We start from the raw sequence: 22,185 nt of genomic DNA, 5'->3' as shown, positions 1-22,185 counted from the left end.
AAAATCTCCATATATTTCGTTATTTTTCGGAAAATGAAGTTAAATGTCAATAAGTATAAGCGCTTTCAAGAAAGGGCTTTTTTTTATTTCTTCGAATAAATATTATAAATGAAAACTATGATGTCAGAAAGGATGATTACATGGCCGCTGCCAGCCCAACAGCACATGATGTTTATCTTTTTCACGAAGGCAGTTTGTTTAAAAGCTATCAGCTATTTGGCTCGCATTACCGCGAGCTGAATGGCCAAAGCGGATATGAATTCTGTGTGTGGGCGCCTCATGCGTCAGAAGTACGGGTGGTGGGGGATTTTAACAGCTGGTCGGGAGAACGTCATGTGATGCACAGAGTGAGCGATAATGGGATTTGGGCGCTATTTATTCCAGGTTTGAGAGAAGAGGAGCGGTATAAGTATGAAATCGTGACTCATAGCGGTGAGATCAAACTGAAGGCAGATCCATATGCCATTTATTCTGAAGTCAGGCCCGATACAGCATCACTTACTTACGACTTGGGAGAATACAATTGGAAAGACCAAAAATGGCAAAAGAAACAGAAGACCAGGACGATGTATGAGAAACCTGTTTTTATTTATGAACTTCATCTCGGTTCTTGGAAGAAACATTCCGATGGCAGGCATTATTCCTATAAGGAATTAAGCCAGTCACTTATTCCCTATATCAAAGAGCATGGGTTTACCCATATCGAATTGCTTCCAATATATGAGCACCCCTATGACCGTTCCTGGGGATACCAAGGAACGGGCTATTACAGCCCGACCAGCAGGTTTGGCACGCCCTATGATTTGATGAAGTTTGTGGATGAATGCCATCAAGAAAACATTGGAGTCATTTTGGATTGGGTTCCCGGACATTTTTGTAAAGATGCCCATGGCCTTTATATGTTTGATGGAGAACCTCTTTACGAATATCAAGAAGAACGCGATCGGGAGAACTGGCTATGGGGTACGGCAAACTTTGATCTGGGAAAACCGGAAGTTCATAGTTTTTTAATTTCGAATGCGTTGTACTGGGCGGAAATCTATCATATAGATGGATTTAGGGTTGATGCGGTGGCTAATATCCTGTATTGGACAAATCAGGACGAACGCCATACGAATCCATATGCTGTTCAATTTTTAAAAAAACTCAATCAAACCATGAGAGAGGCACACCCGCATGTCATGATGATTGCAGAAGATTCCACGGATTGGCCTCAAGTGACAGGTGCCGTTGAGGAAGGGGGGCTCGGTTTTCATTTTAAGTGGAATATGGGCTGGATGAATGACGTACTGACATACATGGAGACGCCGCCAGAAGAAAGACGGTATTGTCATCAGTTTATTTCTTTTTCCTTACTGTATGCGTTTAGTGAGCATTTTGTATTGCCGTTTTCTCATGATGAGGTCGTATACGGAAAGAAATCACTTCTTAATAAAATGCCTGGCGACTATTGGCAGAAATTTGCCCAGTATCGGCTTTTGCTCGGTTATATGACGGCTCATCCCGGAAAGAAATTGATTTTTATGGGTTCTGAATTTGCCCAATTTGATGAATGGAAAGACACGGAACAGCTTGATTGGTTTTTGAACTCCTTCCCCATGCATCAGAAAGCCAGCGTCTATACGCAAGATCTTCTCCGCTTTTACCAAAAAAGCAAAATCCTTTATGAACATGACCATCGTGCAAAGTCGTTTGAATGGATTGATGTCCATAATGATGAACAATCAATCTTTTCTTTTCTTCGTTATGGCAAAAGGCACGGTGAGGCGCTTGTTATCATTTGTAATTTTACACCCGAGGTCTATCATCACTACGATGTCGGTGTTCCTTTTCTTACCCAATACATTGAGGTGCTGAACAGCGACAGTGAAACATATGGAGGCTCAGGACAAATCAACCAAAAGCCGTTAACGGCCAAAAAGGGAGCTCTTCATCAAAAACCGTGTTTTATCACGATGACCATTCCTCCTTACGGCATTTCGATTTTACGGGCGGTTAAAAAAAGAGGAGAGATAAAAAGATGAAAAAACAATGTGTTGCCATGCTCCTTGCCGGCGGAAAGGGCAGCCGTCTCAGCGGATTAACGAAAAATATGGCCAAACCGGCTGTATCTTTCGGGGGGAAATACAGGATTATAGATTTTACCCTCAGCAACTGTTCCAATTCAGGCATAGACACAGTCGGAATTTTAACACAATATCAGCCTCTTGAGCTGAATTCTTATATTGGAATCGGGAGTGCATGGGACCTTGACAGATATAATGGCGGTGTGACGGTTTTACCTCCTTATGCCGAGTCATCAGGGGTCAAATGGTATAAAGGGACGGCAAGCGCCATTTATGAAAATCTCAATTATTTAAATCAGTATGATCCTGAATATGTCCTGATATTATCAGGAGATCACATATACAAAATGGACTACGGGAAAATGCTTGATTTTCACATTAAAAAGAAAGCGGATGTAACGATCTCTGTCATCGAAGTGGGCTGGGAGGAAGCAAGCCGCTTCGGCATCATGAAGACCGATGCAGATGGAACGATCACACATTTTGATGAAAAGCCCAAATGCCCTAAGAGCAATCTTGCCTCAATGGGCATTTATATATTCAATTGGCCGCTATTGAAACAGTCCCTTGAGATGGACGGTCGGAATCCATATTCAAGCCATGACTTCGGCAAAGATATTATTCCTCTGCTTTTGGAGGAGAAAAAGAAGCTTTCTGCTTATCCGTTTAAAGGATATTGGAAGGATGTCGGAACGGTGCAGAGCTTGTGGGAAGCCAATATGGATCTGTTAAAAGAGGACTCGGAGCTGAAGCTCTTTGAACGCAATTGGAAAATTTACTCCGTCAATCCGAATCAGCCCCCGCAATTTATTTCATCTGACGCACAGGTGCATGAATCGCTTGTGAATGAAGGCTGTGCAGTGTATGGGAATGTGTCTCACTCCGTTCTTTTTCAAGGTGTTACTGTCGGTAAGCATGCGACTGTTACATCATCGGTGATTATGCCGGATGTGACGGTCGGTGAGCATGTAGTCATTGAAAATGCCATCGTGCCTAAGGGTCTGGTGCTGCCGGATGGCGCAGTGATCCGATCGGAAAAAGATATTCAGGAGGTGCTGCTTGTTTCAGAAGAATTTGTAGAAAAAGAATTGATTTAACGACTGAAGAGGAGGCAGAGTCAGTGTTCAATAATCAAATGTTAGGCGTTATAGATGAAACCACATATAAGCATTCTCTTCAGGATTTAGCCGCACAGCGGTCGCTGGGAGCGATCCCTTTTGCCGGCAGGTACCGTCTGATCGATTTTATGCTCTCTAACATGGTAAACGCGGATATTAAGAGTGTCGCGATTTTTCCGAAGTATCGATACCGTTCTCTTATGGATCATCTTGGGGCGGGTAAGGAATGGGATTTGCATCGGAAAAAGGATGGCCTCTTTTTTTTCCCGTCGCCCCGCCTTCACCAAGAATACGATGAATTCGGTTCCTTTCGACAGTTTTCCGACCACCTTGATTACTTTCACAGAAGCACACAGCAATATGCTGTTATCTCCAACAGCCATACCGTATGCAACATACAATTTCAATATGTGCTGAAACGCCATCAGGAAGTTGGCTGCGACGTCACCGAGGTATTTCAGGACGGCCAGCCGCTGCAAATTTATATCATGTCAACAGCGCTCTTAAAGGATCTGATCTACGGACATAGTGAAAAAGGCTATAAAACCATTCAGGAGGCTGTCGAAAAAGAATCCTCCTCCTTGACCGTTTGTCCTTATGAATATTCAGGCTATGTCGCAGTCATTGATTCGGTGGAAAAGTATTATACCCACAGCATGGAGCTCATTCAGCCTCGTTTTTGGCAGCAGGTGTTTTTGCCGCAGCAGCCGATCTATACAAAAGTGAAGGATGAGCCGCCGACGAAATACGGAAAACACAGCACTGTCAAAAATTCCTTAGTGGCAAACGGCTGTGTGCTTGAAGGAGAGGTTGAAAACTGCATATTGTTCAGGGCGGTTCATGTTGGCAAGGGAACGAAGCTGAAAAACTGCATCATTATGCAAAAAACGCAGATTGGCGAGGATTGCCTGCTTGAGCAGGTCATTTCTGATAAGGACGTTAAAATCGGCAATGCGACGGAGGCTGCGGGAACAGCTGAGCAGCCGCTTGTATTAAGAAAAGGTTTGGTGCAAGGAGAGCTGATGAATTCTTGAAGGTATTATTTGCTGTATCTGAATGTACCCCGTTTGTGAAATCAGGAGGTCTTGCCGATGTAGCAGGTGCTCTGCCAAAGGCACTTGTGCGATTAGGCAATGAAGTAGCTGTGATGCTGCCGAAGTACAGTCAAATACCTGAGCGTTGGAAAAAACGCATGAAAAAAACGGCTGAGTGTACGGTAGCTGTCGGCTGGCGTCAGCAATATTGCGGAATTGAACATATGGCAGAAGATGATGTCAATTATTACTTCATCGACAATGAGTACTATTTCAACAGGGATTCGTTGTACGGGCATTATGACGACGGTGAACGGTTTGCCTTTTTTTCAAGGGCTGTGCTGGAGGCCGCCGAAGCTGTGAATGTTCAAGCCGATATTATTCATACTCATGACTGGCATACAGCGATGGTCAATTATTTGCTGAAAGAGGAATATAAAACACTTCCTTTTTATGAACGGATGAAATGCGTGCTCACGATCCACAACCTGCAGTTTCAGGGTATATTCCCGCCTGATGTCACACATGACTTGCTGGGGCTTGGGATGGATCATTTTCATTACGAAAGGTTAGAATGCAACGGATTTGTTAATTTTATGAAGGCGGGCATTATTGCGGCTGATCATGTGACAACTGTAAGCCCTACTTACAGAAATGAAATATTGACGCCTTATTACGGCGAACAGCTGGAGCGGGTTTTGCAATATAGGGAAAATGATGTGACCGGCATATTAAACGGCATTGATGATACGTTCTATCAGCCGAAAAGCGATCCCTATATAGAGGTGCATTATGATTCAGAGCATCTTGCCTTCAAAGAAGAAAATAAAAGAAAGCTTCAGCGGCGTCTGGGGCTTCCAGAACGAAACGATATTCCGCTGATCAGTATGGTGACAAGGCTCACTAAACAAAAGGGGCTTGATCTTGTCCGCAGAATGATGCATGAACTTCTTGAGGAGCAGGACATACAGCTGGTTGTGCTGGGCACAGGGGAACGCGAATTTGAAGATTATTTCCGGTACGCAGAATTTGCCTTTTATGAGAAGTGCCGAGCGTATATTGGGTTTGATGAGCCGCTTGCCCATCAAATTTATGCGGGCTCTGATATGTTTTTGATGCCGTCGAAATTTGAGCCGTGCGGCTTGGGACAGCTCATTGCTCTCCAATATGGCACCATTCCGATTGTCAGGGAGACAGGCGGGCTTTATGACACTGTCCGTTCTTATCAGGAGGAAGAGGGTACGGGGAATGGCTTTACGTTCTCTGCCTTCAATGCGCATGATCTGAAATTTACGATTGAGAGGGCGCTGTTGTTTTATCGTCAAAAGGATGTATGGAAGAGCATCATGAAGACCGCAATGAACGCAGATTACAGCTGGGAGCAGTCAGCGAAAGAGTATCAGCGCATTTTCGAGCATGTGACAAGGAGTGGACGGGATGTTCTCGAGTAAAGAACGTTTTGCAGCCTTATTTTTAAAGCGTCTGGAAATGACGTGCGGAAAAAGCTTTAAAGACTCTGCCAAGCTGGATCAATATAAAACGTTGGGCAATATGGTCAGAGAGTATATCAGCGCTGATTGGATCCAGACCAATGAGAAGAGCAGGTCCAATGCCGGGAAGCAGACATATTACTTGTCAATCGAATTTCTTCTCGGTCAGCTCCTTGAACAAAATTTAATGAATCTTGGCGTTCGTGATGTTGTAGAAGCAGGTTTAAAGGAAGTCGGCATCAATTTAGGGGAAATCCTTCAGATTGAGAGTGATGCAGGTCTCGGCAACGGCGGGCTTGGACGCTTAGCCGCATGCTTTTTAGATTCGCTCGCTTCATTGAACCTGCCGGGACACGGGATGGGTATCCGTTATAAGCATGGCCTGTTTGAGCAAAAAATTGTAGACGGGCATCAGGTGGAGCTGCCTGAACAATGGCTGAAAAACGAGAATGTGTGGGAAGTGAGAAATGCGGATCAGTCTGTTGACGTGCCGTTTTGGGGCGAGGTCCATTTGACAGAAAAAAACGGACGTCTGCATGTTCGCCATGAGCAGGCGACAATCGTTACCGCTGTTCCTTATGATATTCCGATCATCGGTTTTGAAACGGGCACGGTCAATACGCTAAGGCTTTGGAACGCCGAGCCCTATACGCATTATCACGGCGGAAATATATTGTCTTATAAGCGGGAAACAGAAGCTGTTTCTGAATTTTTATATCCTGATGACACTCATGACGAGGGGAAAATATTACGGCTGAAGCAGCAGTATTTTCTAGTATGCGCAAGTTTGAAAAGTATTGTAAACAATTACCGCAAAACAAACAGATCTTTATCCGGGCTGCATAAAAAAGTAAGCATCCATATTAATGACACCCATCCTGCGCTCGCCGTGCCTGAGCTGATGAGGATTTTGCTTGATGAAGAGAATATGACCTGGGAAGAGGCCTGGCATATCACCGTACATACAATTTCTTATACAAATCATACGACATTGTCAGAAGCGCTAGAGAAATGGCCGATTCATTTGTTTAAGCCGCTGCTCCCGCGAATGTATATGATTATTGAAGAAATCAATGAAAGGTTTTGCCGTATGGTTTGGGAAAAGCATCCGGGGGACTGGAAAAGGATAGAGAACATGGCGATTACGGCGCATGGTGTTATCAAAATGGCTCATCTTGCCATAGTGGGCAGCTACAGTGTAAACGGCGTTGCCAAAATTCATTCCGATCTTTTAAAGGAAAGGGAGATGCGCGACTTTCATTTGCTGTTCCCAAATCGTTTTAACAATAAGACGAATGGAATTGCCCACAGGCGCTGGCTGTTAAAAGCGAATCCCGGCTTATCTGCCATCATCACGGAGGCGATCGGCAATCAATGGGTGAAACAGCCGGAATCACTAATCGGCTTAGAACCGTACGCTTCAGATCCTGCTTTTATTGAGCAGTTTCAAAATAACAAAAGCAGGAAAAAACAAGAGCTTGCCGATTTGATTTTTTGCACGGCGGGTGTTGTTGTGAACCCTGACAGCATATTCGACGTACAGGTAAAGCGGCTTCATGCCTACAAACGGCAGCTGCTGAATGTTCTTCACATTATGTATTTGTATAATCGCCTCAAGGAGGACGGTGGATTTTCAATCTACCCGCAAACCTTTATTTTCGGGGCAAAGGCTTCACCCAGCTATTATTATGCCAAGAAAATCATTAAGCTGATCCATTCTGTCGCCAAAAAAGTCAATTATGATCCGGCGGTTAAACAGCTGATCAAAGTTGTTTTTTTAGAAAACTATAGAGTTTCTATGGCTGAGCGAATTTTTCCGGCGTCAGATGTAAGTGAGCAAATTTCAACCGCAAGCAAGGAAGCGTCTGGTACAGGAAATATGAAATTTATGATGAATGGCGCTTTGACGATCGGCACGCATGATGGCGCAAATATTGAGATTCTTGAGCGGGTGGGGCCTGATTGTATTTATACATTCGGTTTAAAGGCGGATGACGTTCTATCGTATCAGGAAAACGGCGGCTATAGATCGAGGGAATATTATCAGCATGACCGCAGAATCAGACAGGCAGCGGATCAGCTGATCAACGGCTTTTTTGAAGGGGAAACAGATGAATTTGAAGCGATTTATGACTCGCTGCTTCCCCATAATGATGAGTATTTTGTGCTGAAGGATTTCAGCTCATATGCTGAAGCGCAGGAGCGAATTCAAGCTGATTATTGCGATCGGCGGAAATGGTCTGAGCGTTCGATTGTAAACATTGCCCATTCTGGATACTTCTCCAGCGACCGCACGATCCGGGAATATGCGAAGGACATTTGGGGCATCAAGCCGATGATGTGAAAAAGCCGCAGTATAAGCGGCTTTTTTGGTTCACAGGTTCATTGACTCGATTGTAAAGGATAAGAACGTTGCAAATGCGCTCCATAAAACATAAGGCAAAAGAAGATAGCTTGCGGCTTTGCTGTATTTTTTTGAAACAATCATTAGTACGAGTGCTGTAATGGCAACAAGCAGGCAGTCAATCGATGCGGCCAGCAGATTTTTTTGCGTGAACTGGAAATAGCTGAATGCTTGATTGAGCACGTAATTGATCAAAAGCACAAACCAAAAGCTTTTCGCATCTTTAAATGAAAATGCAGCATATACAATGGCAGCTGAAAGGGAAATGAGGGCAAACAGGATGGCCCAAATGATGCCGATTGCAGATCCGCTTGGCGTCCAGTCCGGCTTTTTCAATGAATTGTACCATTCTTGGTCAATTGGAAACAGGCAGCCTGCGGCTGAGAACAGCGCATATGTAATCACAAAAACCGCTATGGCGCCGGCAATCTTCTTCATGTTTGCACCTCCGCATGTATTTATTTTACATTTACCCTTTATCATATAAAGATCAAACCCCCGATATGCGGGGGAAATGATGGGTTTAAATCAGCTGCTGCAATGCGTTTGCTTTTATGCGTTCATATTCAAAAGCTGATTCCAATTCTTCCTTCGATAAAGCAGATTTACGAACGTATTTTTCACGAATGACATCGTAAAGCTCATAAGGAAACAGCATATCAATAAACATGACTTGTTTTTGTTCATCAGTTAATGGCGCTCTGGATTCATATGCGTTCAGCATGACATGAAATGTTTCTTCATCCCAAACGCCTGTTGTATCCAACAGAGGAATAATCATTTTGCGCAAATCGCGAATAGGCAAATCAAATGATACGGTATCTAAGTCGATGACCCAAATCTGTTCGTTTTCCCCTAAAAGAGTATTTCCGGTTCCATAATCCTGGTGGCAAAGGTTAGGGCTTTTTTTCAGCTGTTCAGTCCATGGAACATAGGACGATTGCAAAAGCCGGTCTTTGATGCGCAGCCCCTCTTCAATAAAGCTGTCTATCTCCTGCAGATATAGCTGTGAGAAAGGATCTTCGTTTTCCATCTGCGCCATCAGCTTCCATGTGTCCATCTGTTTGCACCGTTTTGTGTAGTGATTCGGCCAGCGCCCCAGTTTGGTGAATACGGGAACGCCATTTGGCGGCTGATATCCGACGGAGGCTGTATGAAAATCAGCAAGGCCTTTCATGATAAACTCCAAATCCGACTGTACAGTCAGCTCAAACGGCCTTCCTTCGATCCAGTCATAGACAACAAATAGAAAGGAGCCATGCTTGGAATATAGGCTGCCTTTTTTGTTTGGGCGTATGCCTGGAACATTCATGCCTTTTTTTGCTAAATAATCCTGCGCGAAAATAGAAAACAAGGCTTTCTTCTCGGGCCTGTGTATTCGTTTCAGACACACCGCGCCGGAGTCTGTGTGAATCTTCCATACTAGCGCCATCTGGTTACCCTGAATGACGTCTATCTTTTCGACCTGTATATCCCATCCTTGAAGCACATTTTCAGCCAGCTCGGTTAATTTTCTTTCATCTTCTGCTGATAAAGGAAGCTCTGATGAATTTCCCTCCTCAATGACTTCTTGGTTTTCTGCCATTAAAGGACACATCCTTACCTGTTTTACTCCTACCTTATGAATCAAAAGCAAAAAATGATTGAGATATTTGACTATATTTAACAGAAGGATATGGTTGTTTACCCGTTTTGTTTTTGAGCCAGTCCCAATCCGCACAAGTTGGTTGTTCAGCCGTATCATGATTCTAACTAGTTACAAATCACGCAGGAATGGAGGCTATGTATGAAAATAGCACTGATCGCCACAGAGAAGCTTCCTGTCCCCTCGGTTCGAGGAGGCGCTATTCAAATCTACCTCGAAGCGGTTGCCCCTTTGATTGCCAAAAAACATGAGGTGACTGTGTTTTCTATTAAAGATCCGAATCTCGCTGATAGAGAGACGGCAGACGGTGTCCATTATGTGCATTTGGATGAAAAACGTTATGAAGAAGCTGTTGGAGAAGAGCTGAAAAAGAGCCGATTTGATCTTGTGCATGTTTGTAATCGCCCAAGCTGGGTGCCGAAACTGAAAAAACAGGCGCCGGACGCTGTTTTTGTTTTAAGCGTTCACAATGAAATGTTCGCTTACGATAAAATCAGCCAGGCAGAAGGTGAGGTTTGCATCAATTCAGTAGCGCAGATTGTTACGGTCAGCGATTATATCGGCCGGACGATCACAAGCCGTTTTCCGTCAGCACAATCAAAAACAAAAACGGTGTATTCCGGTGTGGATTTAAAGGCATACCATCCCCGCTGGACGAAAGAAGGACAGCGGGCTCGCGAAGAGATGAGAAGCGAGTTGGATTTTCACGGCAAAAAAATCGTCCTGTTTGTCGGGCGGCTCAGTAAAGTAAAAGGCCCGCACATTTTATTGCAGGCGCTGCCTGACATTATCGAGGAGCATCCCGATGTGATGATGGTATTTATCGGGTCAAAATGGTTTGGAGACAACGAGTTAAATAACTATGTCAAACATCTTCATACTCTTGGTGCGATGCAAAAGGAACATGTCACATTTATTCAATTTGTGAAGCCAAAGGACATTCCGCGTCTTTATTCCATGTCAGATGTATTTGTGTGCTCTTCGCAGTGGCAGGAGCCTTTAGCAAGGGTGCATTATGAAGCGATGGCTGCGGGACTGCCTATTATTACAAGCAACAGGGGAGGAAATCCAGAGGTCATAGAGGAAGGGAAAAACGGTTACATCATTCATGACTTTGAAAATCCGAAACAATATGCTGAACATATCAATGATTTACTCAGCAGCTCGGAAAAACGGGAACGGCTTGGGAAATACAGCCGCCGTGTGGCAGAAAGCCAATTCGGCTGGCAGAGGGTGGCGGACAATCTGCTCAGCGTGTATGAAAAGAACAGATAGAAGGGGTGAACAGAGTGTACCAAAAAGAGCATGAAGAACAGATTGTGTCCGACATTCTCAGCTATTATCCGTTCCAAATTGAACATGTGGCGCTGAAGTCAAACAAAAGCGGACGCAAAATCTGGGAGATACAAACCGATCAAGGTCCAAAGCTGTTGAAAGAAGCGCAGATGAAAGCGGAGCGGATGCTTTTTATCACTCAGGCACACGCCCATTTACAAGAAAAAGGGCTGCCGATAGCGCCGATTCATCAAACAAAAAATGGCGGGAGCTGCTTAGGCACGGATCGAGTGTCTTACAGTTTATATGACAAAGTGACAGGAAAAGAAATGATTTATTATGATGCAGAGCAAATGAAAAAAGTCTTGTCATTCGCCGGTCATTTTCACCATGCGTCAAAAGGATATGTTTGCACAGATGAAAGCAAGAAAAGAAGCAGGCTTGGCAAATGGCACAAATTGTACCGCTGGAAGCTGCAGGAATTAGAAGGGAATATGCAGATCGCGGCATCTTATCCTGATGACGTATTTTCGCAAACTTTCTTAAAACACGCTGATAAAATGCTGGCAAGAGGGAAAAAAGCTCTGCAAGCGCTGGATGAGTCAGAGTATGAAAACTGGACAAAAGAAGCGCTTGAACATGGCGGATTCTGTTTTCAGGACTTTACATTGGCGCGATTGACAGAGATTGACGGGGAGCCTTTTTTAAAGGAGCTTCACTCGATTACCTATGATTTGCCGTCAAGAGATCTTCGCATTCTGCTGAATAAAGTGATGGTGAAGCTTTCTGTATGGGATACTGATTTCATGGTTGCACTGCTTGCGGCCTATGACAAAGTGTATCCGCTCACAGAAAAACAGTATGAGGTGCTATGGATTGATCTCGCGTTTCCGCATTTATTCTGTGCAATCGGCCATAAATATTATTTGAAGCAAAAGAAAACGTGGTCAGATGAGAAATACAACTGGGCGCTGCAAAACATGATTTCTGTTGAAGAATCTAAAGATGTGTTTTTGGATAAACTGCCGGAACTGTATAAAAAAATAAAAGCGTATCGGGAGGCGAATTGACATGAGGTCATCGAGACAAAAATCCTCCATTTCTAAACTCGATCTCGACCAATTCGTATTCACACCGCCTGGATCGATGGGATGGCAGGCTCATGACTCAATCTCAGCTGAGAAGGAAGAAGAGGAGATGCATTTAGCTGCGGGCAGCATCCGGGAGCTTCCTTACATTAATGCACCGAACGAATATCAAGAAGAGAAGAAGGAAAAGGAAACAGACCGCGAAGTCACGGATGATGAAGCAACGAAATTCGAAACCGTTCGAGAGCCTGAGGAGGAGCGTGCTTCAAAGCGTTCAGCGCCGCCAGTTGAAGAGGAAGAAGAGAAGGAAAAGGAAACAGACCGTGAAGTCACGGATGATGAAGCAACGAAATTCGAAACCGTTCGAGAGCCTGAGGAGGAGCGTGCTTCAAAACGCTCAGCGCCGCCAGTTGAAGAGGAAGAAGAGGAGGAAGAGCCGGAACAAATGGAGGATGACAGAGTGGAAATCATCATTCTTCCAAGTGATTCTGCACCTGCTCCATGGGTTTCTAATGCTGTAAAACGCAAGGCATAAAATCACTTTTATGCCTTTTTTTATGTGCCTACACACCAAAAAAACAGCCCGAATTGCAACACGAGCTGCAGGTATTATGATTTTGCTTTCACAAAAAGCTGTTTGATCGACGATAAATCTAGGTTTTGCGTCAAAAAAGGCGGCGGAAATTGTATATTTTCCGGTGTCAGAACGGATTGGTAAACGGCATTAAGGCGCTTGGCAGCATGGATAAAGGTAAATGAAGATTCTACACGGCGCCGGCCGTTTTTTGTGATTTTGCTCATTAACTCTTTGTCTGTAAAGGCTCTGTCAATTGCATTCGCAAAGGAAGAGGGCTTGTTGTATCTGTCGATCACAAGGCCGTTGACTTCGTGTTTTACGACTTCGCCGTTTCCGCCCCGATTTGTAGTAATTAAGGGCGTTCCGGCCGCCATCGCTTCATAATTCACACGGGCGAGGGGTTCATTCCATTGTGAGCTGCACACAAATACATCCGCCATCAAAAAGAGGTTTGGAATATCGTCTGCGGGGATGAATTTCGTAAAGATGACGTGCTCTCTGTATGGCAGCGCAAGCTTTCGCAGATAGGTGACATATTGGTTTTCGCCGTCATCGCTGAACCACTTCCCGCCTGCTATGACCAGCACAGCGTCGGGATGCCCCTGCAAAATCCGTTTCATGCTGTGGATGAGAAGGTGAGGCCCTTTTGCCGGGCTTAAACGGCCGGCAAATAAAATGACTTTTTTATCCTCAATACCGTATTTTTCACGGTATGCCTTCCTGACAGCCGAACCTTTTATCGTCCAGACAGGCGGATAAGAGTGGATGTCAACGCCGGAGTATACGACTTTTGTAATGTCCTTGGCTTCAGGGAACCGTTCAATGACGGTTTGTTTAATAAACTCGCTGACGGTTGTGATCATGGAGACATTGTCGAGTACTTCTTTTCCTTGCGCGAAGGTCATCTTTTTTTCAGAAAACATTTCGTTATGCAGGCTCAGAACGATCTTGCTGTTTGGTGAGGCTTTTTGATATAAAGAGACATTTAAAGGCCTGTTGAACACATGAATGAGGTCAAAGGAAGAGGCGCGAAGTTCTTCGGCTACCGCCTCGCGATAGTGCTCTTTTGGCAGATGGATATATTGTACGCCGTTTTTCGTTTCTCTTTTTGGAAGCGCCGGATCTTCTATGGAAAAAATAGTGAGGTCGTACCGGCTGCTGAAATAAGGCGTGACACCGTCTATCATCATTTGAATAGCGCCGCCGCGCACCGCGGGCGCCGGCAGCTTTTCTGTACAGATAAAGGCAAGCTTCATTTTCATTCCCCCTGATACAGCGACGATAAATAAGCGACTTCGTTGGCCAAACCATCCTTTAAGGATGTGGCGGGATCGTAATGCAAGAGTTGTTTTGCTTTTGAAATATCGGCCCACGTTTTGCTTGGTTCTCCAGCGATTTTGTCCGAAAAGTGCAGTGCTGCTTTTTCACCTGAAATGTCTTCAATGAGGGAGATAATCTTTAAAACTGAGGCAGGCTCTGCGCCGCCGATATTCACCGTTTCGCCAATAAGGCGGGGCTTACCAAGTACAGCGGTGATCCCTTTGATGCAGTCGCCGATATAGGTGAAGTCTCTTGATTGCCGCCCGTCGCCAAATATGGTGAGCGGTTTATGCAAAAGGTGCTGCTTGATGAACCGGTGAAAAGCCATGTCCGGCCGCTGTCTCGGCCCGTATACGGTAAAGAAACGGAGAATCACAATTGGAAGGCCAAAGCTTTGTTGATACACATGGCAAAGCTTTTCGCCCGTAAGCTTTGTTACGCCGTACGGAGACAAAGGGGAAAGTGCCGCATCTTCACTGACTTTCCCTTGTTTTTCGCCATAGACGGAGGAAGTGGAAGCAAAGACGAACGTTTGAATCGGATGTTCCCGGCATGCCTCAAGGAGCCTTTGGAGCGCTTGTATATTATGTGCGGCATATGGGTGGAAATGATTGCCCCAGCTTGAACGGACACCGGGTATGGCCGCCAAATGGAAGATGACGTCCACTCCTTCCAGCAAGGGAGAAAGATCTGCTGTCAGCAGATTATCCTTTATGAACGTAAATCGCTTTTCTGGCAGCAAGTCTTCAAGGTTTTTTAATTTGAAGGAAAATGGAGTCGGTCCGATAAAGTCGTCGATTCCGATCACGTGATGTGTCTCATCCTTTAGCAATTCTTCGCAAAGGTGGGAGCCGATAAAACCCGCTGCTCCTGTGACGAGTATTTTCATGGGCGGCCAACTCCTGTGCAGATCAGCCCGCAAGCTTCGAGCAGGTCTTTTTTCAATACATTGCGCCCGTCGATCACAAGACGCCCTTTCATGGTGCTTGCTGCCTTTTTCCAATCTAATGCTAAAAATTCAGGCCATTCTGTCGCCAAAAATAAAAAGTCACTCTCTTCTATCGCATCAAAAGCTTGAGAATGCTGAGCCACAAGCTGCTGCAAATGTTCTGGAAGAACAGCTTCAGGATCATAAGCATGAACATCACATCCCAGCTCTGTCAGCCTTTCCATCAGTCTGACGGCTTGAGAATTCCTGATGTCATCGGTATGCGGCTTGAAGGAAATGCCGAGCACTGCTGCTTTTTTGCCGTGAAGTGTATCGAAGTAGGACTGTATTTTTTTCATATACAGGCCGAGCTGGGTGTCATTGATGTACTGTACGGCTTGGAGCAGGCGGGTCTCCGTGTTTTTTTCCTGAGCGGCGAATTGCAGCGCCTGCAGATCCTTTGGAAAACAAGAGCCGCCATATCCGATACCGGCCTGCAAAAAGTGTCTTCCGATTCTAGGGTCAAGTCCGATGGCGCGGGAAATATCTGAGATATCTGATTGATAGGCTTCACATATGCGGGCCATCTCATTAATGAACGAAATTTTGGCTGCCAAGAAGAAATTGTTAGCATACTTGATCAGCTCAGCTCCCGCTAAGCTTGTAATGATATAAGGGGTGTCAATGTGTTTATAAATGGATTTGACGATTGCTGCCGATATGTGATCTCCTTCCTGAATCCCGATGACTGTTTTGTCAGGATGCATCATGTCATGCAAGGCATTGCCTTCCCGCAGAAACTCCGGATTGGATACGATGTTAAACAAATCTTCAGACACTCCGGAGGCCATCAGCTGTTTGGCTATGTTTTCGTTTGTCCCGGGCGGAACAGTGCTTTTCGTAATGATGGTTTTATACGATTGGATTGCCTCGCTCAAATCGCTGATGACAGACTGCAGGGCTTTCGTGTTTGCTGATCCGTCTGAACGCGGTGGAGTTCCGACTGCGATAAAAACAACGGGACATTCCTCCATGCTCGTTTTTACTTCAGAAGAAAACGAGAGATTGCGGCAACGAAGTATTGCATCTGAAAGCCCAGGCTCATAAAAGGGAACGACTCCTTTTTTCAGCTGCTCGATTTTTTTAACGTCTTTGTCTGTGCATATCATGTCATGTCCGATGGATGCCAGTGCCGCTGATAAGGTTAAACCGACATACCCTGCGCCAACCACACAAATTTTCATCACCTGAGCTCCTTTACAAGATTACTGGTCATATATCAATATCCTATTAAAAAAGGGTTGGTTCGTGATTCCGCTTTCTGCCCAGTTGCTTCCGCCTAATTTTAAATAGACAAACATCGGGGGCTGCTCATGGAATATCATGTAATAAACAAGAGCTGAGGGGAAAAAATAACATGATAAAAAAAGCGATCATTCCTGCCGGCGGATATGGAACGAGAAATCTGCCTGTAACGAAGGTGATTCCGAAAGAAATGTTTCCGGTTGGGTCTAAGCCTGTGATTCATTATATTGTCGAAGAGCTGAAGGAGTCAGGCATTGAAGATATTTTGATGGTTGTATCGAGCCACAAAAATCTGATTGTCGACTATTTTGATTCCTCTTTGGCGCTAGAAGCTTTTCTGGCTTCCCGGAATAAACTGCATTTACTCAGTGAACATCCGATTCCGGATATACGGATTCATTATGTGCGGCAGCCTTATGCAAAAGGGCTTGGCGACGCGATTTCTTTAGGAAAGCAATTTGCAGGCGGAGAGCCTTTTGCCGTCGTTTTGCCTGATGATCTGATCTTTTCCGCTCATCAGCCGGCATTGGGGCAGCTGATTGAGGCGTATACGAAATATCGGTGCAATATGATTGGCTTAAAAGAAACAAAAACGGAGGATTTGCACCATTACGGGGTCATAAAAGGGGAGTTTGTTGAAAAAGGGCTTTATCGCATTCAGGATATTGTGGAAAAGCCTAAACAAAATCCGCCGTCTCATTTTGCCGCAGCAGGGCGTTACATTTTTACACCGGATATTTTTAATGAGCTGGATGCATTAGAAGCTGATAGCGGAGGAGAAGTGCAGGTAACGGATGCGATTAAAGCTTCACTCGGGGCATGCAATGTTTACGGAAAACTGCTGGAGGGCGAGCGGTATGACATCGGCCTGCAAAAGGATTATTTGAAGCTGATTACCGATATACTGAAAACGGAAAAGAACCCCCGATAACCGGGGGTTCAATCAGCGTGGAGATCGCCGAATGTTGTCATGATTCCCTCTTCATCGAGTTCTTCCTCATAACGCTCATGAGCTCTGCTTTGATAAACTGTTATTTCTTTGCCTGTAATATCTGTAGCGATGAAATTTTCGTACGACTCCGTATTGCCGATATTTTCTTCGGCATTCATCGTCATGTCATCATAGCTGAGCGGAGGGTTTTCCATATCCTGCGGTGTTGATGAGTTCCCGTATTTTTCGACGTCCTGGTAGGAATCTTCACTGTCGTAAGGCGCTCTGATTTCTTCATCATCGTCAAATTCAAATTGCCCGAAAGGCGTTTCCTCTTCGATCGGTCGGTCTTTGGAAACGACATCCTGTGACGAATACTCTGCGAGCGTTGTAGCAGTCGGGAGCGCTTCAAGACGATCGTAAGGGATTTCCTTTCCGCTGACTTCACAAATACCGTACGTACCGTTTTCGATCGCCTTCAATGAATGTTCAATGTCCCGGAGATGCTCTCGCTCATGCAAGTCGAGAGCGATGTCTTTTTCACGCTCGTAAAGCTCTGTCGCCTGATCGCCGGGGTGGTTGTCATAAGCGGAAAGTTCACCCCATGAATCATAAGGAAAGGCTGAGTTAAGCTGAAAATGGTCATTGTCTTTGAAACGGTTTAAGATATCTTTTTTCGTTTGTTCCAGTTCGTGTTTTAAATGCTGGAGCTGATCTTTTGTAAGCAACATAATCCCCTCGTTTCTCTGTGATGCATACCTTTAGTATGAACAGATCGACTGAGAACTTTCATAAATATCGGGTGGAGGAATATAGGAGATTTTCCTTATATGGTAAGCGGATACAACCTTTGCTATCAGTGGAGAAAGAAATTTAAGGTTTGTTTCTTTTTCATTTCTGAAATTAGGTTTATAATAGGTAAGGCAGGCCATTTGAACTGCATGATCTGTGTGTTTGACACAAAGAAGACACAGGTGTATGGTATTAAAAGCATTTTAAGGATTATGGAGGAATGTCTCATGGTGACAACGATGCAGCGTACGTTCCGAAAGGAAGTTCTACATGCATTACATACAGCCAAAGAAGTCAACCATGCTGTCTTAATAAGCTATTCGAGACAAATTGAGTCTCTTGACCCTCTATCATTTTTCAATTACGGAGCAAAAAAATATACAGGCAATCGATTTTTTTGGTCAGATCCTGAAAGTGAATTGACAATAGTCGGTCTTGGCAAAGAAGCGGTTTTCCAGACGAATCAAAAAAACAGCGAGCGGTATCGCGAGGTCTTTGAACAATGGGAGCGCTTTAAAAAGACGGCTTTTCATATTTATGAAGAAGAAAAGCTGCAGCATTCTGCAGTGGGACCTGTGTTATTCGGAGGATTTTCTTTTGACCCTTGCGAAGAAAGAGGTACACAATGGGACCATTTCTCGGAAGGGGATTTCTTTGTGCCTGCGCTTATGCTGACGATGACTGCTGAAGGCCCGTTTTTAACAGTCAACAGGTGGGTAAGCGGAGAGGAAAAAGCAGAGGCTGTTTTAGAAGGGTTAAAAGCTTTTGCGGCGGAAATGAAGGTTCCTGGATTCAATCATGGAGATCAGGCTGCGATAGCAGCATCTCAAGAGCTGGATAAGGATGATTGGCTAAAAGCAATCGAAACGGCTACAAGCCAAATTAAAGAAAAACAATATGACAAAGTGGTTCTTGCACGCGAGCTTTTGCTTACGTTTGACGGCCCGGTCCAAATAGAACCTGTGCTTAAAACGCTTCTGAACGATCAGCAGACAAGCTATGTTTTTGCGATCGAACAGGAAGGGAAAACCTTTGTCGGCGCGTCTCCGGAAAGACTGATCAAAAGAGACGGCAGCACTGTTATGTCTTCTTGTCTTGCAGGCTCCATTAAACGAGGCGCGGATAAAGAAGATGACTACCGGCTAGGTCTTGAATTATTAAACGATGAGAAAAATCTGCTGGAGCATGATATTGTGGTGGGCATGATCCAAGACGCTTTTGAATCAAGCTGCTCTGAGATTGAAAAGCCTGACGGACCAGTATTGTACAAAACGAAAAGCGTCCAGCATTTATTTACGCCGATTGTCGGACAGCTTCGCGAGTCGGCGTCGCTCTTTGACTTAATTGAGAAACTGCATCCGACCCCGGCACTCGGAGGAGCACCACAGAAAAAAGCGGTTGAAGTGATCAGAGAGATCGAACCGCTGTCCCGCGGCTGGTATGCGGCTCCTATAGGCTGGATTGACAGCCAGGATAACGGAGAATTCGCAGTAGCCATCCGTTCAGGGCTGATTGAAGGCAGCACAGCAAGGCTGTTTGCCGGATGCGGCATTGTAGAAGACTCTGATCCGCAATCGGAATATGAAGAAACACAGATTAAATTGAAGCCGATGATCTCTGCATTAGGAGGTGAGAGGCGTTGACAGCCAACCCGATTACCCATTATATCGGAAGTTTTATTGATGAATTCGCCCTTTCCGGAATTACGGACGCTGTTGTTTGTCCGGGCTCAAGATCCACACCGCTGGCTATTCTTGCGGCCGCACATCCCGATATCAGCGTCCATGTCCAAATTGATGAAAGATCTGCCGGTTTTTTTGCTTTAGGGCTGGCGAAAGCGAAGCAGCGTCCCGTGCTTTTGATCTGCACATCAGGAACAGCCGCAGCCAACTTTTATCCGGCTGTGATTGAAGCCCATTATTCAAGAGTGCCAATTATTGTGTTAACTGCTGATCGGCCCCACGAGCTGCGCGAAGTAGGCGCACCGCAGGCTATTAATCAGCACTTCTTATTCGGCAACTTTGTTAAGTTTTTCACAGACTCTGCTCTTCCAGAAGAGTCTCCGCAAATGCTGAGATATATCCGAACGCTGGCAGGCCGCGCAGCCGGAGAAGCGCAAAAACGCCCAATGGGTCCTGTGCATGTGAATGTGCCGCTGCGGGAACCGCTGATGCCGGATCTTTCAGATGAGCCGTTTGCAAGAATGAGAGCAGGCCGTCATGTGTCTGTAAAAACGGGTATGCAGTCTGTTGATCACGAATCCCTGTCTGATGTGGCAGCAATGCTCGGAGAGGCTGAAAAAGGAATGATCGTCTGCGGAGAGCTCCATAGTGATATAGATAAGGAAAACATTATCGCGCTGTCAAAGGCGCTTCAGTATCCGATTTTAGCGGACCCGCTGTCCAATCTGCGGAACGGCGCTCATGATAAAAGCACTGTCATTGATGCGTACGATTCATTTTTAAAAGATGATGAACTGAAATCGAATTTGCGTCCTGATGTTGTTATCCGTTTTGGGCCGATGCCTGTTTCGAAGCCTGTTTTCTTATGGCTCAAGGATGATCCTGACATTCAGCAGATTGTGATTGACGAGGATGGAGGGTGGAGAGACCCGACACAGGCAAGCGCGCATATGATTCATAGTAATGCGTCGGTTTTTGCCGAAGTCATCTTGGCTGAACTTACTGACATGACCAGACCGTCAGAATGGCTGGAAAAGTGGCAGCTTGTCAATGAGCGTTTTCGTGCGCATCTGCAAACAATCAGCAGTGAAGAGGTTTCGTTTGAAGGCAATCTCTATCGAATCCTTCAGCACCTTGTGCCGGAAAACAGTTCGCTCTTTGTCGGCAACAGCATGCCGATCAGGGATGTTGATACGTTTTTTGAAAAGCAGGAGCGCAATTTCCGGATTTATTCAAATCGGGGTGCAAACGGGATAGACGGTGTCGTCTCCTCTGCTATGGGGGTATGTGAAGGAACAAAAGCGCCTGTCACCCTCGTGATTGGAGATTTATCTTTTTATCACGATTTAAACGGACTGCTGGCAGCTAAAAAGCTGGGCATTCCTCTTACTGTGATTCTCGTGAATAATGATGGCGGAGGGATTTTCTCCTTTTTGCCGCAGGCTTCTGAGAAGACACATTTTGAAGATTTGTTCGGCACGCCGACAGGGCTTGATTTCGAGTATGCGGCGGCGCTTTACGGCGGAACGTATTCCTGTCCGGCTTCGTGGGATGAATTCAAAGCAGCTTACGCGCCGCAGGCGGACGAGCCCGGACTCCATTTGATCGAAATCAAAACGGATCGCCAATCGAGAGTCCAGCTTCATCGCCATATGCTGAATGAGGCTGTGCGGGAAGTGAAAAACCAATGGGAACTGTAAGCATAACTGTTTCAGACGGTGTCCGTTATGCTGTGGCAGACGAGCGGCCAAAGGCTTCAGAGGCCGTCGTCTGCCTGCACGGTTTTACCGGCAGCAAACAATCATGGACTTTTCTTGATGAGATGCTGCCTGATTCCCGTTTGATCAAAATAGATTGTTTAGGGCATGGTGAAACAGATGCCCCGCTGAATGGGAAAAGATACAGCACGAGCCGGCAAGTTTCTGACCTTGCCGAGATTTTTGATCAATTAAAACTTCACAAAGTGAAATTGATTGGGTATTCTATGGGAGGAAGACTTGCTTATTCTTTTGCAGCAGCATATCCTGAACGGGTATCGGCCCTTGTGCTTGAAAGCACAACGCCGGGTCTCAAAACGCTTGAGGAACGGCGGGACCGGATCATGCGGGACCGGAAGCTTGCAGATTTTATTTTGCGTGACGGGATCAAAGCATTTGTTGAGTATTGGGAGAACATTCCTTTGTTTACATCGCAGCAGCGGCTGGCTGAAGATATTCGGCACAGCATACGGTCTGACCGTCTGCGAAACAATAAGATTGGGCTTGCAAACAGTTTAACGGGTATGGGGACCGGTTCACAGCCCTCCTTGTGGAGCCGTGTGGATGAATTGGCGGTGCCTGTGCTTCTGATCTGCGGGGAGTGGGACAAAAAGTTTTGCACCATCAATCAAGAGGTGCACAAGAAGCTTCCATCTAGTAGAATAGAGATTGTTCCAGAAGCCGGACATACAGTCCATGTGGAACAGCCGCAATTGTTTGGTAAAATAGTGAGTGAGTTTTTGACAAGCATCTGACTCATTCACATAGAGAAT

Annotated in this window: 17 protein-coding genes and 2 pseudogenes; 13 read left to right on the top strand and 6 right to left on the bottom strand. The window is 45.4% G+C overall.

The features are described from left to right. The first annotated feature begins 140 nt into the window (after window positions 1–140). The 5 genes from glgB to glgP are packed head-to-tail and all read left to right on the top strand — an operon-like array spanning window position 141 to window position 8,052. Complete coding sequence (gene glgB / locus G4P54_RS15730; RefSeq protein WP_167873179.1) at window positions 141–2,024, top strand: 1,4-alpha-glucan branching enzyme; 1,884 nt, start codon at window positions 141–143, stop codon at window positions 2,022–2,024. Then, on the top strand, window positions 2,021–3,163 hold the full coding sequence (locus tag G4P54_RS15725) for a glucose-1-phosphate adenylyltransferase (RefSeq protein ID WP_167873178.1): 1,143 nt from the start codon (window positions 2,021–2,023) through the stop codon (window positions 3,161–3,163). Before glgB ends, G4P54_RS15725 begins: the two co-directional genes overlap by 4 nt. 23 nt (window positions 3,164–3,186) lie before the next feature. Further along, window positions 3,187–4,218 (top strand): glucose-1-phosphate adenylyltransferase subunit GlgD, encoded by a 1,032-nt coding sequence (gene glgD / locus G4P54_RS15720; RefSeq protein WP_167873177.1) that lies wholly within the window; start codon window positions 3,187–3,189, stop codon window positions 4,216–4,218. After that, a complete protein-coding gene (glgA, locus tag G4P54_RS15715; RefSeq protein ID WP_167873176.1) occupies window positions 4,215–5,669 on the top strand; it encodes a glycogen synthase GlgA in 1,455 nt (484 codons plus the stop codon). The genes glgD and glgA overlap by 4 nt, the downstream gene beginning before the upstream one ends. Then, window positions 5,656–8,052 carry a glycogen phosphorylase GlgP gene (gene glgP, locus G4P54_RS15710; protein ID WP_167873175.1) on the top strand — a complete coding sequence of 799 codons (2,397 nt, stop codon included), beginning with the start codon at window positions 5,656–5,658 and terminating at the stop codon, window positions 8,050–8,052. Before glgA ends, glgP begins: the two co-directional genes overlap by 14 nt. A 30-nt stretch (window positions 8,053–8,082) precedes the next feature. Here glgP and G4P54_RS15705 read toward each other — a convergent pair whose 3' ends face one another. Continuing rightward, on the bottom strand, window positions 8,083–8,550 hold the full coding sequence (locus tag G4P54_RS15705) for a TspO/MBR family protein (protein ID WP_167873174.1): 468 nt from the start codon (window positions 8,548–8,550) through the stop codon (window positions 8,083–8,085). A gap of 85 nt (window positions 8,551–8,635) precedes the next feature. Further along, complete coding sequence (gene cotI / locus G4P54_RS15700; protein ID WP_167873173.1) at window positions 8,636–9,709, bottom strand: spore coat kinase CotI; 1,074 nt, start codon at window positions 9,707–9,709, stop codon at window positions 8,636–8,638. Between the two features lie 189 nt (window positions 9,710–9,898). Here cotI and cotSA point away from each other — a divergent pair, with 189 nt between their 5' ends. The 4 genes and pseudogenes from cotSA to G4P54_RS21670 all read left to right on the top strand — a co-directional run. Further along, window positions 9,899–11,032: a spore coat protein CotSA gene (gene cotSA, locus G4P54_RS15695; protein WP_167873172.1), complete on the top strand. Its 1,134-nt coding sequence runs from the start codon at window positions 9,899–9,901 to the stop codon at window positions 11,030–11,032. Between the two features lie 14 nt (window positions 11,033–11,046). Further along, window positions 11,047–12,102, top strand: a complete 1,056-nt coding sequence (gene cotS / locus G4P54_RS15690; RefSeq protein WP_167873171.1) for a spore coat putative kinase CotS — start codon at window positions 11,047–11,049, stop codon at window positions 12,100–12,102. 1 nt (window position 12,103) lies between these two features. Beyond that, window positions 12,104–12,385, top strand: a pseudogene (locus G4P54_RS21675) (hypothetical protein); the annotation flags it as partial. Window positions 12,386–12,460: 75 nt separating this feature from the next. Next, a pseudogene (locus G4P54_RS21670) lies at window positions 12,461–12,655 on the top strand (hypothetical protein); the annotation flags it as partial. Window positions 12,656–12,729: 74 nt separating this feature from the next. Here G4P54_RS21670 and G4P54_RS15680 read toward each other — a convergent pair. The 3 genes from G4P54_RS15680 to G4P54_RS15670 are packed head-to-tail and all read right to left on the bottom strand — an operon-like array spanning window position 12,730 to window position 16,189. Further along, window positions 12,730–13,953 (bottom strand): glycosyltransferase family 4 protein, encoded by a 1,224-nt coding sequence (locus G4P54_RS15680; protein ID WP_024714708.1) that lies wholly within the window; start codon window positions 13,951–13,953, stop codon window positions 12,730–12,732. 2 nt (window positions 13,954–13,955) lie between these two features. Further along, the gene (locus tag G4P54_RS15675) at window positions 13,956–14,906 is read right to left on the bottom strand and encodes an NAD-dependent epimerase/dehydratase family protein (protein WP_167873169.1); all 951 of its coding nucleotides are present in this window, start codon (window positions 14,904–14,906) and stop codon (window positions 13,956–13,958) included. After that, window positions 14,903–16,189: a UDP-glucose dehydrogenase family protein gene (locus G4P54_RS15670; protein WP_167873168.1), complete on the bottom strand. Its 1,287-nt coding sequence runs from the start codon at window positions 16,187–16,189 to the stop codon at window positions 14,903–14,905. The genes G4P54_RS15675 and G4P54_RS15670 overlap by 4 nt, the downstream gene beginning before the upstream one ends. 173 nt (window positions 16,190–16,362) lie before the next feature. On the opposite strand from G4P54_RS15670, the gene G4P54_RS15665 reads away from it, so the two are divergent. Beyond that, window positions 16,363–17,181 (top strand): UTP--glucose-1-phosphate uridylyltransferase, encoded by an 819-nt coding sequence (locus G4P54_RS15665; protein ID WP_167873167.1) that lies wholly within the window; start codon window positions 16,363–16,365, stop codon window positions 17,179–17,181. Window positions 17,182–17,189: 8 nt separating this feature from the next. Here G4P54_RS15665 and G4P54_RS15660 read toward each other — a convergent pair whose 3' ends face one another. Continuing rightward, complete coding sequence (locus G4P54_RS15660) at window positions 17,190–17,909, bottom strand: yteA family sporulation protein (protein ID WP_024714704.1); 720 nt, start codon at window positions 17,907–17,909, stop codon at window positions 17,190–17,192. Window positions 17,910–18,200: 291 nt separating this feature from the next. On the opposite strand from G4P54_RS15660, the gene G4P54_RS15655 reads away from it, so the two are divergent. From G4P54_RS15655 to menH, 3 genes are read left to right on the top strand one after another with little or no spacing between them, the layout of a single operon-like run. After that, the gene (locus G4P54_RS15655; RefSeq protein ID WP_167873166.1) at window positions 18,201–19,616 is read left to right on the top strand and encodes an isochorismate synthase; all 1,416 of its coding nucleotides are present in this window, start codon (window positions 18,201–18,203) and stop codon (window positions 19,614–19,616) included. Further along, window positions 19,613–21,355 (top strand): 2-succinyl-5-enolpyruvyl-6-hydroxy-3-cyclohexene-1-carboxylic-acid synthase, encoded by a 1,743-nt coding sequence (menD, locus tag G4P54_RS15650; protein ID WP_167873165.1) that lies wholly within the window; start codon window positions 19,613–19,615, stop codon window positions 21,353–21,355. Before G4P54_RS15655 ends, menD begins: the two co-directional genes overlap by 4 nt. After that, entirely contained in the window at window positions 21,343–22,167 is an 825-nt protein-coding gene (menH, locus tag G4P54_RS15645) for a 2-succinyl-6-hydroxy-2,4-cyclohexadiene-1-carboxylate synthase (RefSeq protein ID WP_167873164.1), read from the top strand. Before menD ends, menH begins: the two co-directional genes overlap by 13 nt. The last annotated feature ends 18 nt before the right edge of the window (window positions 22,168–22,185 follow it).

Origin of the sequence: Bacillus tequilensis, from assembly GCF_012225885.1 — a bacterium.
In the GTDB taxonomy this organism is placed as follows: domain Bacteria; phylum Bacillota; class Bacilli; order Bacillales; family Bacillaceae; genus Bacillus; species Bacillus tequilensis.
Note: the sequence above shows the minus strand (reverse complement) of the source record. Positions and strands in the feature narration are given on the sequence as shown.